The organism is Algoriphagus sediminis (assembly GCF_030403435.1).
Taxonomy (GTDB): Bacteria; Bacteroidota; Bacteroidia; order Cytophagales; family Cyclobacteriaceae; genus Algoriphagus; species Algoriphagus sediminis.
Map to the genome: position 1 here is coordinate 213,793 of NZ_JAUEPH010000006.1, position 17,062 is coordinate 230,854.

A 17,062-nucleotide genomic window follows, 5' to 3' on the forward strand; every position below is an offset into this window, starting at 1 on the left:
GCTAGCCCTACCAAACTCCTACTGAATAATTTCAAACTCCAGCGCATCATCATTATTTCTAAATACAATTAGTCTTTTTGTTTCTGATGATTCCAGAATCATCATATCCCGTGTTTCTCCAGGAATGAAAAGCCCTGTCTCTTCCATTGAGACAGCCTTCCAGTTTTCTCCATCTTCAGTCATCAGCACTCCTCCAAAACTTCCCATTTGTGATCCTAGTTCGGGTTTCACCTTAGATTGGTTTCCCCCAAACAAAACCAGTGGGAAGTCATATCCCGATAGGCTTAAGGATTCAAAAGAAAAAATTGGAGACAGTTGAGCTTCATGAGGAAGTTGGATGGATTTAAAGGCTCCGTTTCCCTGATTTAGCCAAAGGCTAGAAGCTAAATTTTCAGCCCCTAAAGTTACGGATTTTGATAGGATTTCATCCCCAAATAGCTCTTCTAAAGTTTTGACCTTGTAGGAATCATAGGTTAAAAGTTGTTTACGTAAACCCGGAATTTGCTTTAGCAAGGTGTTTTTCAAAACATAGGGGATATGTTGTCCCTCAGATTCGAATGCCATAATTGGATCAGTAGATCCATTGGCATCAAAATCATTGATAATCATTTTTAGAGGATTCGTTTCATTGCTTCGAATCCTTGAGTTTAGTCCCCAGTTTCCGGCAAGGATATCTGGAAGGCCATCTTTATTTAAATCTACGATTTTGATTTCCTGCCAAAGACCAGAAGTATTTGTAAAACCAAATTCCGTAGTTCTGTCCGTCCAAGATTCAGAGTTCATTGAGAAAATTCTCAAGGGCATCCATTCTCCCACCACAATTAACTCTGGAATTCCATCCTGATCTAAATCGGAAATAGCTCCATCTCTCAACAAGCCAAGCGGGTTCAAATCAGCCAAATATCTTTCTGAAATATCCGTGAATTCACCTTTTCCATTGTTCTCCCACAACTGTAAACCTGCAGGAAGTCCGTAAGAGAATGGGATAGCCCTCTCGCCGATGATTAGGTCCAGGTCGCCGTCAGAATCAATATCCCAATCCAAAATGAATGATGTGGGCGTGCTCTTGAATTTGACTTCACTTCTGGTGAAGTTTCCATTACCGTCATTCAGGTAAAGGCGATCCTGATAATTTGAGTTATAGTTTCCATATTCGATTCCTCCTGCGCCGATAATCAGGTCAGGATATTCGTCCTCATTCGCATAGAAAAAATGTCCAACAACGTCTTCAGAATCCTGTATACTTTCCGCTTCAAAAATAAATTCTGAAAAGATTCGGTCAGAATTTTGGAGGAATATTCTTGAAGGCTTTCCTTTTGGACCGGGAATAAAAATATCTTCAAATCCATCTGAATTTATATCCGCTTTAGCAGCTTCTGGTCCTTCATTACTGATCATTCGAAAGCGAAGACGGTCTCTGTCAAAGTCGATAAAATCACTTTCGTCGTGCTTAATTCCTAATTCTTTTGCTTTTGAAAAAATCGGTGGAGTTGAATTAAAATCTGGATAAAAATCTTCTTCTTCAGCAAGCTCTGGATTTATAACTTGATTTGTTTTTACGTCGTATAGCTTGCTTATTTTACCATTCGGCCAAAGAATTTTTACAGAGTCTATCGTATTGACGGAATCTATTCCAAAATGAGTTTCCTGAGCTACAGAGGATAGGTAACCTTTAACAGGCTGGTATTCCTGAAACTGGATTTGCCCGTCATAATAGAGGGTCACCTTCGTGCCAAAATTATTTCCAAAATCGAACTTGATGTAATTACCAAGGCCAAGTTCCATGGATTGATTTTGATAAATAGAGGCAAAATCATTTTGATTATTTACCACCAAATCTAAATCTCCATCATTGTCCAAATCCCCATATGCCGATCCGGTTGAAAAAGTTAATTCATTTAGCCCTTGGGTCCCAGCCTCATTTTGAAACGCCCAGTTTCCTTGGTTCTTAAACCAATAATTTTGAAGTGGGACGGAGGGAAACTGATCAATCATCCGAGTAACCAAAAGAGAATCTTCTTTCAACTGCTCAATCTCACTCTGTCGGTCTGTGTAGAAATCCACGAAGTCAAAGTCTGTCAAATCCTTGACTATGCCATTTGCTACAAAAATATCTTTTAACCCATCGTTATCAGCATCGAAGATTAGCGCTCCCCAGCTCCAGTCTGTGGCATCTGTGCCTGTAATCCTGGAGATTTCAGAAAACACAGGGAGGTCTGATTCTGGTGGGAAACCAAGGTTTTGCTGAAGTGTATTTCTTGTAAATTGATGATAATATCCATTTGCCAAATTCGCTTGATATTTATCCCAATCTTCGAATGGGGTTTTGGTTTTAATTCTTTCCCATGTGGCAGGAAGCATTTCTGTCACGAAAATTTCCTGGAGACCATCATTATTTAGGTCAGCTACATCTGCTCCCATGGAACCTAAACTAATCTCATTCAGCATGAGCTCCAGGGATTCTGTGAATGTCCCATTCTGGTTGTTTATATAAAGATAATCCCGCTCAAAAAAGTCATTCGAAATATATAGGTCTGGCCAGGAATCCTGATTCAAATCAGCGACAGTCACCCCTAAACCATATCCGATGGAGCTTCCATAAATTCCAGCTTCTTCGCTTATATCTTTAAAAGTTTCTCCATCATTTCGAAAAAGTTTGTTTCCTCCTTCTGGATCTCTGATTTCTCGCTGCCCTTCTCTAAGATCATATACGCCAACAGAGCGACCTGAATTGCTGAGAAGGTACATGTCCAGATCACCATCCTTATCAAAATCGAAAAACACAGCATGTTGGGATAAACCTTCTTCATCAAGACCATATTCCTCAGCCTGGTCCTGGAAGCTGTTGTTTCCCTGATTGATGAAAAGCTGATTTTTTCTATTTGGGCCTCCCGGAGGTCCGGATTTGCAAACGTAAATATCCAGGAGCCCGTCCTGATTGATGTCTGCCATACTTACACCGGTAGACCATACTCCCAGACTGGCAAGCCCGGCTTTTTCTGTGATATCTTCGAAGATCAGTTTTCCCTTATTCAAATAAAGACGATTAGATACCTGATTTCCGGTGAAAAAAATATCAATTAGACCATCATTGTTTATGTCTCCCAAAGCGACTCCTGCGCCATTATAAAAATTCCGAAATGTGTAAGGATTGACCTGTTCTGTATATTCCAGATCATTTCTGAACTGAATACCTGTTTGGTTTTGTAGAAGTGGTTTCCAAAGAGCATTACCCTCTTGTTCTGCCTTTGGAGCGCATGCTCCGAGAGTCAGCAAAAGAAAGCATATGGTATGGAGATGATACTTCATTAAAAGGATAAAAAAAGGAAGTGCACAAAAGTACACTTCCTTTCAATAAGAAATTCTAGACTATTAATAACCTGGATTCTGAACCAAGTTAGGGTTCGCATTAATCTGCTGTAATGGAATCGGGAATAGCGCTCTGAATGGCTCAGAAGCACCTTTCTCCCACCATGGCTCATTAAACTTACCGAACCTGATCATATCCGTTCTTCTGGAAGCTTCAGCAAACAATTCTTTACCTCTTTCATCATAAATATCTTCAAGAGTCACCGAGGAAAGTCCTTCAAGTCCTGCTCTTGTTCTGATTTGGTTTACAATGTCAAGGGCTTCAGAACCTCCTTGTCTTAGGTCAGCCTCAGCTTTGATCAACATGATATCAGCTAATCTCAAAAGTGGATAGTCATTGCTCAAGTTAGAACCTGCGCCTGTGGCAAACTCAAATTTACCCACTCTAACTCCAGCCTGTCGTAGGGCATTAGGAGCAAGCATATTAATTTCAGGTGTGAAAGTAAGTGGTTCTCCATCTGGATCCTCATCCTCTGCCGAGATATCGTTCAACCTGCTTCCATCAGAGGCAAACTGAGGACCTTCTAAGAAACTACCTTTTCTCACATCTTCATCATCAAAGCTATTATAAAACTCTTCGAGAGATGCATATCCATTCCAAGGCTGCTCCTGAAGGTCATAAGTTGCCTGACTAGAATAGTGAAGAGTCATCTGTGCAAGGTTAAATCCACCTGCATTATTCTCGTCATAAGGAAGTGTGAAAATGTTCTCAGTGGAACCGCCATTTCTTGTTGAGAAGTTACTGAAGAAGTTTGTCGATAGAGAATAAGGTCCTCCTATTACTACATCAGCAGCAGCTTCTGCATCTGCCCATCTTGGGGTTCCTGTATAAATCTCCGCATTTAAATAGAGCTTTGCCAAAACAGCATGTGCAGTATAGAAATTCATGGTCGTTTTGCTATCAACTTGAGGAAGCAAAGCCGCATTATCCAGAATAGAACTTTCAATGAAATCGAATACTTCCTGGCGCGTATTATTGGTTGGGTTACCTCCAGTAGAAGCTTCCGTTACAATCGGCACATTTCCAAAGGAATCGATCAACCACAAATAAACAAACGCTCTTAGAATTTTCAATTCAGCATTCAAAGCTGGAAGATCAGGATATTGGATCAAAAGGTTATTGATCTCCCCAATAGCAGAATAGCAATAGTTCCAAGAATTGTTAAACGCTTCGTCAGATGGTTGCCAAGTATGTCTGTGTACTCTTAGCCATAATCCACCATCTTCCCAGTCAGCTCCTTTTTGGGGAATTGCTAATTCATCGGAGGCAACCTCGTGAATAGACCAGATACTGTTGTGTCCACCCCAGCTACCCACGATTCTGGAGTAAGCAGAAGCCTTTAACACATCAATCAAAACTGGATTATCACTATTCGCCACATCATCAGCAGTTACTCCATCGAGAACCTCCTGATCCAACTCCCAGCAAGATGCAAGCATCACCACTGGTACCAGTAGACAGATTTTTTTAATTGATTTAAACATATGTCTTTTGTTTGATTGTTATTTAAAATTCACAGTAAGACCCAAGGTAAAGGACCTTACCTGGAAGAATGTATTTCTTCGCTCAATACCTGGAGAAAGTGAAGTGGTAAACCCATCTCCGTTCTCTGCATCAGTCAATCTTGCTTCTGGATCAATACCAGTGTAATTAGTGATTGTGAACAGGTTTTGTCCTGCGAAGTATACTCTTAAATTACTCAAATTCTCAGATTTTGTTGGGAAGTTATAGCCCAATTCCAAGTTGTCAAGTCTAACGAAAGAAGCGTTTTCTACATAAGAACTGTTGAACGTCGGTGTAGAAGTGACGAACTCAGTTTTATCCGTGACAACTGAATTCCAGGTATTTGAGCCAGCATCTTGATTTTCGTAGAAACCTCTGTAAGAATTATACAAGTCATGACCCCAAGTTCCTCTGAAGAAGAAATTCAAAGACCAGTTCCTGTACGCAAAGCTGTTAGCAAAACCAAATTCTCCAGCTGGTAGACCATTTCCAAGTCTTTCAAATTCATCAGGATTTGTGGTAGAAAGAACGTACTCTCCGCCGTCGGTTAATCCTTCTAATCTTGGACCATAAATGTCACCCACTTTCTCACCAACTCTATTGTAGATAATTGGATTGTTGTTCTGTCCAGGAGCACCAGGAGTTGCGAATCTTAGCTCGTCAAAACCTAGATCACCAGCGGATAAACTTTCAATTTCTGTTTTATCATACAGAGTGAAGTTTACATTTGGACTCCAACGAACTTCGCCAAGTGCAATTTGATTTACTCCCAAAGCAAATTCAAAACCGGCAGCTCTAAGGTCTGCAAGGTTTACCCAAGTACTACCCACAGTATTAAACCTTCCTGGATCGAATGGGTTCGGAGCACCTGTTGCTACAGGTACGTTGAATAGTAAGTCAGAAATATTTCTAGTGTAGTAGTCAACACTCGCTGTTAATTTATCATTGAACATAGCGAAGTCCACACCCACGTTGAATTCTGCCTTTGTTTCCCACTTCAAATCTCTGTTTGGGTTAGAGTTCTGTACGATACCAACATAGATGTCATTTTGGGTTAATGGATCTCCATCCAAATCTATTCTGTTACCATTACCGAATACACCAAGCGCAAGGGTTGGTGATGGAGGAAGGTTACCAGTTATACCATAAGAAACTCTTGGCTTAAACTGAGTAAATACACCCATGTCAAAAATCTGAGTAAAGTCAGCTCCCGCACTGAAGGCAGGGAATACACCAGTTTGGTTATTTTCACCAAATCCAGAATAGGTTTCTGCTCTTGCCGAAGCAGAGAAGAAAAAGGTGTTATTGTAATTAAAGTTCACTCTACCAAATGCGGAGTTTAACTGATCTTCATTAGCGAATGAGGACATGTCGGTATTGTTACCTACTCTAATTGCACCTGCACCCAAGTTATTCCATCCAAGATCAAACAGGAACTGACGAGATCGGGCGTTGAAACCCTGATTTCTTGTGGTTTGAAAACCAAGTCCACCAAGGACCGCCATGTTCAAGCCATCAAATAGGTCTGTTTCATACCTTAAAGTAGTTTCCAAAATCTTCTGATATCTGTCAAAAGTATTTCTTTGGGCTGAACCACCAGCACCAAAACCTACTTGGAAATCCTGTCGACTCCAGAAAGCTCCGGAGAGTGTATTTCTTCTATCCTGAGAGTATTGAGCCGCAACGGTCAAGTTTGGTAAGATGTCGAACTCAGCTCGGTAAGATGTCAAGGCTGTTTTTGTTTCACCAATAAACTGCTGTTGCTGAGCAAGAGCCACAGGATTGAAGAAGTCGAAAAGATCTCTTTGGAAATAACCGCCAAATCTCTCATTTGCATCCTCAGTATCTTCAAAAACTGGAGCTGTAGGATTATAAATAGTCGCATATCTGAATGCTCCACCGTTGATGGATTCAGAATCAATATTTGAGAAAGAAAGGTTAACGTTCAGTCTCAATCTTTCATTTATAGCTGACTGAGATAAGTTCAATCTTGTATTCAATCTGGTATTGGATTCACCTTTTACAATTCCCTGATTATCTCGGAAGTTTACAGAAGCCATGTAATTGGTACTTCCAAATCCGCCAGAAACTGAAGCATTTGCAGTGTATGAAAATGCATCCTGAATAAGCTCTTCTCTCCAGTCTGTTCTACTTCCAAAATCAGTTCCTCCTCTTTCGATAAACTCTTCTGGAGAAAGTACAGGAATCAGGTTAGTAGCCTGATCAACAGTTCCAAATGTGTTGACATTTACAGTCGTGGACCCCTCTCGGTTTGACTTCTTCGTGGTAGTAATCAGGATTACACCGGAAGAACCTCTAGCACCGTAAATTGCTGCCGCAGAACCGTCCTTCAATACATCGATAGATTCGATATCATTCGGATCGACATTTTCGATAGAAGCACCAATCACACCATCCAATACTATAAGTGGAGATTGGTTTGCACCGAAGGTGGAAAGACCTCTCAGTCTGACATTAAAACCTGCATTTGGACTACCGCCAGCTCTTGTAATCGATAGACCAGCTACTTTACCTTGAAGCAATTGGGCAGGGTTTGAAATATTTCCCCGGTTGAATTCCTCCGGCTTAACTCCCACCACAGCAGAAGTAATTTCTTTTTTGTCTTGAATTCCGTAACCAACTACCACTGTCTCCTGAAGGCTAGTGATATCTTCTTCAAGAGTTACAGTAAATTCAGTTTGATTTCCAATTTCCACTTCCTGAGTTACATAACCCACGAAAGAAAAAACTAGAATTTCGTCCCCTTCCTGAATTTCAAGTGTAAACTTTCCATCCAAGTCGGTCGGCACACCTCTGGTAGTACCCTTCACAAGAACCGTGGCTCCGGGAATCCCTTCGCCAAAAGTTCCATCAAGAACGGTTCCAGTCACCGTCCTGGTTTGCGCGTTGACCAGCATGACCGTACTCAGCGTAAGGAGCAATGCCAGAAGCAACGACTTCATTTTTGGTAAATTGTTTCTCATAAGATTTATAAATTTTCAAAAAACGAATTAGTTGAACACATTCGAATTCGCGGCTAAAGTGTTCTTTAAATTTTAATTTTGCAATTCTTAACATTGGCGAAAGACCACCCTTAAATCCAGTTAAATCAACAAATGAAACCAAAGTTTAGTGGATGATTAAAGAAATATCTATTGTGTTAATTAATTGTTAATGGAAATCGATTTCCTTTTACAAATACTTAAAATATTTCATTTTTATTAAAAAAATGAGAATTCGTCGGATAGCCGAAACAAGCATTTAAATCGATTGCGAGACATTTTTAAAAATTTTATATAAGTTTCTCTGATTGTGAGAAAAAGTCTACAAAGAATTTAGTCTATTTCTGATTATCAGTGGGATAGCCAAGGCTGACTACCAGGACATTTTTTCAATTAGCTAATTAAACTTAAAACTCTGCGTCTCGTCTGAATGAAAAATAGATTCATAAAATCTATTGAGTATAATTGGGCAACAATGAATTTGGATTTTTAACTAAACCAACTTTGATGAAACGAGTCATTTTTTTGTTCTCGATGATTGCTTTGGCCTTGTCTTCAAACGCTCAGGGAATTCGGGGTACGGTTCTTTCAGAAGAAGGAGAAATTCTTTCCTATGCCTCAGTTTATGTGAGAAATATCGGAGACGGAGTGCCGACCAATGAAGAAGGTCGATTTGAGTTTGCTTTGCCTCCTGGAATTTATGATGTGATTTTTCAGTATCTGGGATATGAGTCGCTTATAGAAACTATAATAGTAGAGGATGGGTGGACTGAGTTTACCGCTAGACTCAAACCACAAACCTACACCTTGGAGACAGTGGAGGTAGAGGCAGGTCAGGAAGATCCTGCTCTGACCATTATGAGAAAGGCCATTGCCAAGGCCAAGTATCATAGGCTGCAGGTTCAACAGTATTCCATGACCGTTTATTTAAAGGGTACGGGCCAGCTCACGGATGCACCATTTTTTCTGAAGAAAACGCTGGAAGAAGAAGGGTTAAAGTTGAATGAAGCATATACCTCAGAATCGGTTTCCAGAATAACTTTCACCCAACCAGACAAGGTGGAAGAGAAGGTGATTTCCATTCGAACAAATGGGGATAATCAGGCCACATCACCAGCACCTTATATAGAAACGAGTTTTTATCAGGAAAAAATTAATGACATTATCTCACCACTTTCTAGAGCTGCTTTTCAGTATTACCGATTCAAATATGAAGGCAGCTTCTTTGATCAGGATGTACTTGTGAGCAAAATTAAAGTTACACCTCGGTCTAGAGGGGAGCAGGTTTTCGAAGGATACATTTACATAATTGAGGACCTTTGGGCGATACACAGTCTGAATCTCCAGACGTCCTTGCTGGGATTCCAAATTCAGGCAACCCAGCAATATGCCCCAGTAGAGGAAAATGTCTGGATGCCTCTGACCCATACCTACAAGTTCGGCGGTAAATTTTTTGGCTTTGAAGGAAACTTCAATTATCTCGCCTCAACCCGTGATTATGAGCTCACATTAAATGAGGATTTGGTGGAGGTGCCGGATATCATCGATGAGAAAATCGAGGAAGTCCCTGAAGAAATCAAAAAGAAGGATTCGGAGAAGTCTGTTTTTCAAAAATTGGCAGATGAAGAACCCAAAACCCGAAAAGAGTACAGGAAGCTCATGAATGAGTATGAGAAGGAAATGCTTAAGGAGGAAAAAGAGCAGAATGAGAATGTGACTTCTGAGAGGTACTATTCAGTTGACTCTCTTGCGAAGAAAAGAGAGTTGTCTTATTGGGATAGCATTCGACCGGTTCCTTTGACGGACAAAGAAATAGCCGGTTACAAAAGAGATGACAGTCTGGCTGTGGTGGAAGCGGCTAAAATGAGCGATGTGGATTCAGTAGCCAAAAAAGCAAGAACGAAATACAGGCCTTTGGACTTTATGAATGGGGCTTCATATAGTCTGGGAGGAGGAAAGTCCATTGGCTTCCGCCAAAACTGGACAAAGTTTTCATTCAACACAGTGGAAGGTTTTAAAATGGGTTTGGGGCTTTACTATCGAAAGTATGAGAGGATAAAGCTGGCTGACTCTGTCAATTCTATTCGAAAAAGTTTCAACATAGAACCAGAACTACGATATGGTTTTTCCAGCAATCAGTTTTATGGCAAAGTAAATATTCGGTGGTCCCAGACTGAGGCAATCTCAGGACTAACCAGAGGAATAGAAGGTGGCCGATATATTTATCAGTTCAATGGTGGGGATCCTATCAATGAGCAGGTGAATGCATTCTATTCTTTGTTGTTTCGTCAAAACTACATGAAGCTTTACGATCAAAGTTTCGTCCGGGCCTATTGGGCTCATCGGGTAAATTCAGGATTTACTTACCGGGTGAATCTAACTTATGCGGACAGAAATCAATTGTTCAATAATTCGAATTACAGCTTTTATAATAAACCAGAGAGAGTCTATACACCAAATCAACCAGAGAATGTAGAAACCTCTGATATGAGTTTTCAGGATCATCAGGCCTTGATCCTGAGGGGTTCAATTGATTGGAGACCTGGTATTACCTACAACATTTATAATGGAGTGAAATATCCGAATACGTCCAGATCGCCCTTGATTAAATTTGCGTACGAAAGGGCATTTGGTGGAATTTCAGATATGGCCGCAAGCTATGATCATGTGAGCCTGGGAATAGAACACGCTTTTGATTTTGGAGTAAGCGGGGATTTGGATTTTAAAATTACCGGTGGAACTTTCCTCAGCAATGATCAGGTGTACTTCCAGGACTTCCAGCATTTTGGAGGTAACCGCACGATCTTTTCAAATTTTGGCCCGGCCTCGAATTACCGGTTTATGGACTACTATAAATACAGTACCCAGACTTCTTACTTTTCAAGTATTGTTCACTACCAATTCAGAAAGTTTCTTTTCACACAACTTCCGATGTTGAGGTTTTCTGGACTTCGTGAAAATATCTTTTTCAATTATCTAAAAACTGAAAATTCTCCACATTACTGGGAAGTGGGTTATAGTCTGGATAATCTGTTCAGGATTTTTCGAGTGGAATTTGGTGCAGGATTCGAGAATGGAAATTACCTCAGAGGGGGAGCCAGATTTGGTATAGCCACATTTATTACCGTCAGTTCTGGAGATAATTAAAAAAGGCCCTGAATTTTCAGGGCCTTAATTTATACAGTCATTATGTCTTTTTCTTTCTGATCGAACAGTTCATCGATCTTATGTGAATAGCTATCCGTCAATTTCTGAACTTTGTCCTCCGCTCTTTTGATTTCGTCCTCAGCTACTCCGTCCTTTTGAAGTTGCTTGAGAGAATCATTTGTGTCCTTTCTGACAGTTCGGATAGAAACCTTTCCCTGTTCGCATTCATGCTTTGCCTGCTTGACCAAAGTAAGTCTTCTTTCTTCGGTCAGAGCTGGGATTGTGAGTATGACCATCTCTCCATTATTTTGCGGAGCTAGTCCAAGGTCTGAATTAATAATAGCCCTCTCTATGTCTGGGATCAAATTTTTCTCCCATGGCTTGATTGCTAAAGTTCTGCCATCTGGGGTATTGATGGAAGCCACCTGGGATAAAGGAGTGTTTGTCCCATAGTATTCTACCATTACCGAGTCCAGTAGGTTTGGCATAGCTTTGCCAGCTCTGATTTTTAGAAGTTCAGAGCTTGTGTGTTTGACGGCCTTTTGCATCAGTTCTTTGGCCTCATCTAAAAACATTTCTATTTCTTCCATAATTTCTTAATTAGACGAAATTAGAGTTCCTATTTCTTCTCCTTTTATAATTCTGCTTAGGTTTCCCACCTTATTCATATCAAATACAATGATGGGCAGATTGTTTTCCTGACAAAGGGTAAAAGCTGTCATATCCATCACGTTAAGGTTTTTTTCATAAACCTCAAAGAAGGAAATGTTATCATATTTAGTTGCATTCGCATCCTTTTCTGGATCTGCAGTATAAACTCCATCTACCCGTGTTCCTTTTAGAACCACCTCGGCTTCTACCTCTATCGCTCGAAGGCTTGCGGTAGAATCAGTCGTGAAATATGGATTTCCGATTCCCGCGCCGAAAATTACAATTCTACCTTTTTCCAAGTGGCGGATAGCTCTCCGCCGGATAAATGGTTCACAGACGCTTTCTATCTTAATACCCGACATCAGTCTGGTGTACATTCCATTTTGTTCCAAAGCACTTTGTAATGCCATGGCATTGATTAGGGTCGCTAACATTCCCATATAGTCACCTTGCACTCGATCAATTCCTGATTTCTCTGCTTGGACTCCTCTGAAAATATTTCCTCCTCCGATCACAATTGCGATTTCAACTCCCATTTCTTTAATGGTTTTGATCTCATCGCTGTATTGCTGGAGCCTAACGGGGTCAATCCCGTAACTCTTATCACCCATTAGGGCTTCACCACTTAGTTTAAGGAGTATTCTTCTGTATTTCATGGATGGTGTTTTGTTTCTCAAGTTTGGGACATTCTACCCTGTATGGTGATCGGATTATTAATAAAATTTGATAGGAGGAACTCCATATGAGTGCCAACAATCGAACAAATATAATTCCTTCAAGACATAATGCTAGACACAAAATCAAATTTGATACAGATTGCTGTAAATTGAACCAAGTATTTTTTGCATTTGGGAAATGGACTTCTGGCAAAATAAAAGGATTTGGGTTGTAGGAGCTTCTTCTGGAATAGGAGAAGGCCTGATTGGATGGCTGGTTTCTTCCAAGGCAAGAGTTCTTATTTCAGCCCGAAGGGATGAAAAACTGAGAGAAATTCAAACGAGATTTTCTAAAGATTCAGTACGGCTCCTGAAAATAGATGTGGAAGATCATCAAAGTCTTGAACAGAAGGGTGAAGAGGCTTGGAGTATTTTTGGAGGTTTTGATGTGGTTTTTTTAAACGCGGGGATGTCTGTGCGGGACCTTGTATCCGACACGCAAGTAATGGTCGAAAAGCGAATCATGAATATTAATTTTTGGGGTCCAGTAATTCTTACTAAAACCTTGTTAAAGTTGAAGCAACCTAACGATGCTCTTCATTTGGTGGTCACCTCAAGTTTGAGTGGAAAATATGGAGTTCCCAAACTTGCAGCCTATGCTGCCTCAAAGCATGCGCTTCACGGATACTTTGATTCTTTGCGAGCGGAGACCGCTCAAACCAATTTAAAAATTCATTTGGTGATTCCTGGGTTTGTTAAGACTGCCATTACCGTGGCTGGATTCAGGGGAGATGGTACCCCAAATGGAAAAATGCAAAATGCCTTGGAAAAAGGAATGGATCCGGAAGTTTGTGCCAAGTATATTTTGGTGGGTGTAGCTAAGGGAAAGGAAGAGTTTGTGGTGGGAGGGTCCGAGCGCTTCACAGTAATATTGAATCGCTTATTTCCTGGTTGGAATCGTGCTTTAATCCGCTCTAACCCGCTTCAAAGATTAGCTAAAATCAAACGCTTTTTCGGATTTCAATAATTCAATGCGGGTCAAAACTGGATCAGGACCTGGTTCTTTTCTACGCTCTGTCCGAGTTCAGCTTTTACAGCTTTGACGACTCCATCTCCGGGAGATTTGATTATATTTTCCATTTTCATGGCCTCCAGTATCAGCACTACGTCGCCTTTCTTTACTTCATCTCCTGGCTTTACTTTTAATTCTAAAATCAGTCCCGGCATTGGGGCTTTTATCTCGCTGATATGGGCACTGCTCTTTAAGTTTAGTCCCAACTTTTCCAGCAGGAGGTCATTCTTATCTTTCAGACTGACCTGAGCGATTTTGTTTCCGATTCGGATTTCCATGGATTTTTCCTCGTCCAGAAAGCGGACAAATTCAACTTCGTAGGACTTATTTTTATGAATCACATGGACTGTGCTGTCATTAAGTTTTTTGATATCAATCTGGACCAGTTCATCATTGATTTGATATCCTTGGTCTTTGACCTCGATGGTTAACTTTTCTTCACCAATATTTACTGAATACATATCGCTTAAATACCTCTTAATCTTAACTTGCATGCCCTGAAGGACAATCTCCAAAGATGAAACAATTGACATCCATGCCCAAGACTTTTTCTTTAAAGTATACTCCAATTTTCGTTTTTGCCATAATTACCGGGATTATTGGATGTAAATCTACGGCAGATGTACCGATACAAGAAGTGAATCAGACAGTAGAGGAAGTACCTGACTCAGAATTTACAACGGAAGATTCATTGGAGTTTGTAAGAATTCTCCGCGAGAAAGAAAGTGAGATTTTGGATTACAGGGGAAGCTTCCCTAAAGATATTGAAGTTCATCATGTTGAATTGGAGTTGGGCTTTGACTATCAAAATCAATCTGTTTCAGGAATAGCCAGATTACTTATAAGCCCGCATTTTTATCCCATTAAGACATTTGAGCTGGACGCCAAAGAATTTGAACTTGGTAGAATTTCGAAGATAGTAGGAGAGGACACACTGAAGCTTGGATATTCCTATACGGATGCTGAGAAAATCACTATTTACTTGCCAGAGGAAATTCAAAAAGAAGACTCCATTTGGGTAGAAATAAATTACAAGGCATTTCCCGAAAGAAGCACCAAAGCTGGCAGCTCTGCCATTACCGACACCAAAGGATTATATTTTATCGATCCCCTGGACACCATCCCTAATAAGCCAACCATGATTTGGACTCAGGGTGAGACTGAGCACAATTCCCGTTGGTTCCCCATGGTGGATAAGCCTAATCAGCGTTTCACTCAAAAATTTATTCTCACCGTTCCCGATTCTTTAATAAGTCTGAGCAATGGTGAACTCATAAGTCAGAATGACCTTGGAAATGGAATGAGGCAGGATACATGGGTAATGGATATTCCTCATGCGCCTTACTTGGCTGCAGTGGCAGTTGGGGATTTTGGAAAAGTTTCAGACTCATGGGAAGATGTCCCGCTGGGCTATTATGTTGAGAAAGGTTTTGAGGCCGGCGCCAAAAAGGTTTTTCAGAATACACCTGAGATGATTGAGTTTTTCTCGGAGCTTTTAGGGGTGGATTTTCCTTGGCCCAAGTATGATCAGCTTGTAGTTCGGGATTTTGTATCGGGAGCTATGGAGAATACTACTCTTTCCATTTTTATGGAGGAGTTAAGGCTGACGGAGCGTGAGGCAATCGACTCGGAGTGGGATTATATCATTGCTCATGAACTCTTTCATCAGTGGTTTGGAGATTACGTCACCACAGAATCGTGGTCGAATTTGACCCTTAATGAAGCCTTTGCGAATTACAGTGAGTATTTATGGAACGAACATTTTTACAGCAGAGATGAGGCGGATCTGAAATTAATGGCTGAGAAGGAAGGGTATTTCTATGAGGCTGAAACAAAACAGGTGGACCTGATTCGGTTTAAATATGAAGACTCGGAGGATATGTTTGATTCTCATAGCTATGCAAAAGGCGGCGCTATCCTCCATATGCTTCGCAAAGCAATAGGAGACGAAGCGTTTTTTGAAAGCCTCAAGCATTATCTTAAGGAGAATGCATTAAAATCTGTTGAAGCTCATGATCTGCGGCTGGCGATTGAAGAAGTGACAGGTAGGGATATGAATTGGTTTTTTAACCAATGGTTTTTTGATAAAGGACACCCTCAGCTTCTAGTCAGGGCAGACTATTCTCAGCCCGAAAATGTTCTATTGGAAGTTTATCAAACCCAGGATCTAAATACCACTCCTATTTATAAGCTTCCTTTTGAGGTATCCTGGTACGTAGAGGGTGTGAGACGATCAAAAAGATTTGTATTGGAAAGAGCCTTCCAACAGTTCGCACTGGAAAATGAAGATCCGGTTGAAGTGGTCTATTTTGATGAACAAAAGGAGCTTTTGGCTATAACCAATCCCAGCTTTTCTCCTGAACAATGGTCTCTGCAGTTTTTCCAATCTGAATATGGTGTAAGTAGATACGAAGCTTTGGACAGCTTGGAGATTTCTGGCAGAGAGGATCTTTGGCGGCAAGCCGTAAAAGCCGGTCTATCTGACGATTTTTCTTCTATTCAGGAATACAGCTTACTTACTTTGATGAGTAAAGATTCTTGGTTTCAGGATATGCCGGAACTAGAAGAGCTTGTATTTTCAATCGCAACAAACTCTGAGGATAATTCGGTTAAATCCACTGCTCTCGATGTTTTGGCCGCTCAGTGGAAGGAGAAATATAATCCGACCTTCAGGTTGATGGTGAATCACCCTTCTTATTTGGTGGCTGGATCGGCCCTCATGGGGTTAATGGCTTCTGAAACCAAACCAATGAGTCTTGAGGAAGTGGAGTCCTATGAATCCGAGGAAAGCTATCATATGATAATTCCGGTAGCAGAATACTATCTCGATAATGCAATTACAGGCAAAGGACCCTGGTTTATGGAAAAAGTACGAAGCTTGAGTGGAGATGGCCTTTATTATTTCTTCGGGTACTTCGGTGAGTATTTTAGCATGAATCCGGATGAAGGGGAAGAAGAAGCTATTTTGTACCTTCTAAATCTGATGGAAAATAGCCCAAAGACTGGGGAAAAGCTAGGAGCATTTCAGGCTCTGTTGGGTTTTGCGGATAAGCCAGAGGTGGTGGAAGAAATGCAAAGAATTTCAGGAAAAGAGTCTGATGACTTCCTAAAACAGTATTATGGCTACTTTTTAAATAATCTCTGAGAAAAATAAAGACTTGATTTATAGCTTGTTAAAAACTTTTTGAGCAAAAAGCTATCAATTTTAAAATAGAGGTTTTGAATCTTTACTAAAAGGGTATAATTTTGCCATCCGTTACAAGAGGAGGACAGTCAAAGTTCTTGAGGTAATGAAAGTTGGGGGAATACCAAAGCGGCCAACTGGGACGGACTGTAAATCCGTTGACTTATGTCTTCACAGGTTCGAATCCTGTTTCCCCCACATATTGCAATGCAAAATTTTTTTTTAATTTTGCAGGGCATTTTCGAAACGTCGAAAGTGTCTCTAAATGAAAGAATTAAAATTATAAGCGGGAGTAGCTCAGTTGGTAGAGCGGCAGCCTTCCAAGCTGCAGGTCGCGGGTTCGAGCCTCGTCTCCCGCTCGATGTCTTAATCGAGACAACAGGGTTTAAGCCGACGTAGCTCAGGGGTAGAGTACTTCCTTGGTAAGGAAGGGGTCACGGGTTCAAATCCCGTCGTTGGCTCTAAGGACTCATAAAA

General features: G+C 40.7%; 9 protein-coding genes and 3 tRNA genes. 6 read left to right on the forward strand and 6 right to left on the reverse strand.

What is annotated here, in order from left to right:
- Positions 1-18: 18 nt before the first annotated feature.
- The 3 genes from QVH07_RS14545 to QVH07_RS14555 form a co-directional block, all read right to left on the reverse strand.
- Positions 19-3,309 (reverse strand): VCBS repeat-containing protein, encoded by a 3,291-nt coding sequence (locus QVH07_RS14545; RefSeq protein WP_290001700.1) that lies wholly within the window; start codon positions 3,307-3,309, stop codon positions 19-21.
- A gap of 63 nt (positions 3,310-3,372) precedes the next feature.
- Complete coding sequence (locus QVH07_RS14550) at positions 3,373-4,854, reverse strand: RagB/SusD family nutrient uptake outer membrane protein (RefSeq protein ID WP_290001703.1); 1,482 nt, start codon at positions 4,852-4,854, stop codon at positions 3,373-3,375.
- 18 nt (positions 4,855-4,872) lie between these two features.
- A complete protein-coding gene (locus QVH07_RS14555) occupies positions 4,873-7,857 on the reverse strand; it encodes a SusC/RagA family TonB-linked outer membrane protein (RefSeq protein ID WP_290001704.1) in 2,985 nt (994 codons plus the stop codon).
- A 525-nt stretch (positions 7,858-8,382) separates the two neighbouring features.
- On the opposite strand from QVH07_RS14555, the gene QVH07_RS14560 reads away from it, so the two are divergent.
- Positions 8,383-11,022, forward strand: a complete 2,640-nt coding sequence (locus QVH07_RS14560; RefSeq protein ID WP_290001707.1) for a DUF5686 and carboxypeptidase regulatory-like domain-containing protein — start codon at positions 8,383-8,385, stop codon at positions 11,020-11,022.
- Positions 11,023-11,051: 29 nt separating this feature from the next.
- Here the strand turns inward: QVH07_RS14560 and frr are convergent, their stop codons facing one another.
- Positions 11,052-11,612, reverse strand: coding sequence for a ribosome recycling factor (frr, locus tag QVH07_RS14565; RefSeq protein ID WP_290001709.1), 561 nt, complete (start codon positions 11,610-11,612; stop codon positions 11,052-11,054).
- A gap of 6 nt (positions 11,613-11,618) precedes the next feature.
- Positions 11,619-12,329, reverse strand: coding sequence for a UMP kinase (pyrH, locus tag QVH07_RS14570; protein WP_290001711.1), 711 nt, complete (start codon positions 12,327-12,329; stop codon positions 11,619-11,621).
- A 199-nt stretch (positions 12,330-12,528) separates the two neighbouring features.
- Between pyrH and QVH07_RS14575 the strand changes: the two genes are divergently transcribed.
- A complete protein-coding gene (locus tag QVH07_RS14575; RefSeq protein ID WP_290001713.1) occupies positions 12,529-13,356 on the forward strand; it encodes an SDR family NAD(P)-dependent oxidoreductase in 828 nt (275 codons plus the stop codon).
- A gap of 11 nt (positions 13,357-13,367) precedes the next feature.
- On the opposite strand, the gene QVH07_RS14580 is transcribed toward QVH07_RS14575, so the two are convergent.
- Positions 13,368-13,934, reverse strand: a complete 567-nt coding sequence (locus QVH07_RS14580; RefSeq protein WP_290001715.1) for an acyl-CoA carboxylase biotin carboxyl carrier protein subunit — start codon at positions 13,932-13,934, stop codon at positions 13,368-13,370.
- 2 nt (positions 13,935-13,936) lie between these two features.
- Between QVH07_RS14580 and QVH07_RS14585 the strand changes: the two genes are divergently transcribed.
- The 4 genes from QVH07_RS14585 to QVH07_RS14600 all read left to right on the forward strand — a co-directional run bounded on the left by QVH07_RS14585 (position 13,937) and on the right by QVH07_RS14600 (position 17,046).
- Positions 13,937-16,546 carry a M1 family metallopeptidase gene (locus QVH07_RS14585; RefSeq protein WP_290001718.1) on the forward strand — a complete coding sequence of 870 codons (2,610 nt, stop codon included), beginning with the start codon at positions 13,937-13,939 and terminating at the stop codon, positions 16,544-16,546.
- A gap of 154 nt (positions 16,547-16,700) precedes the next feature.
- A tRNA-Tyr gene (locus tag QVH07_RS14590) sits at positions 16,701-16,783 on the forward strand.
- A gap of 88 nt (positions 16,784-16,871) precedes the next feature.
- Positions 16,872-16,944: transfer RNA gene (locus QVH07_RS14595), tRNA-Gly, on the forward strand.
- Between the two features lie 30 nt (positions 16,945-16,974).
- Positions 16,975-17,046: transfer RNA gene (locus QVH07_RS14600), tRNA-Thr, on the forward strand.
- Positions 17,047-17,062: the final 16 nt, after the last annotated feature.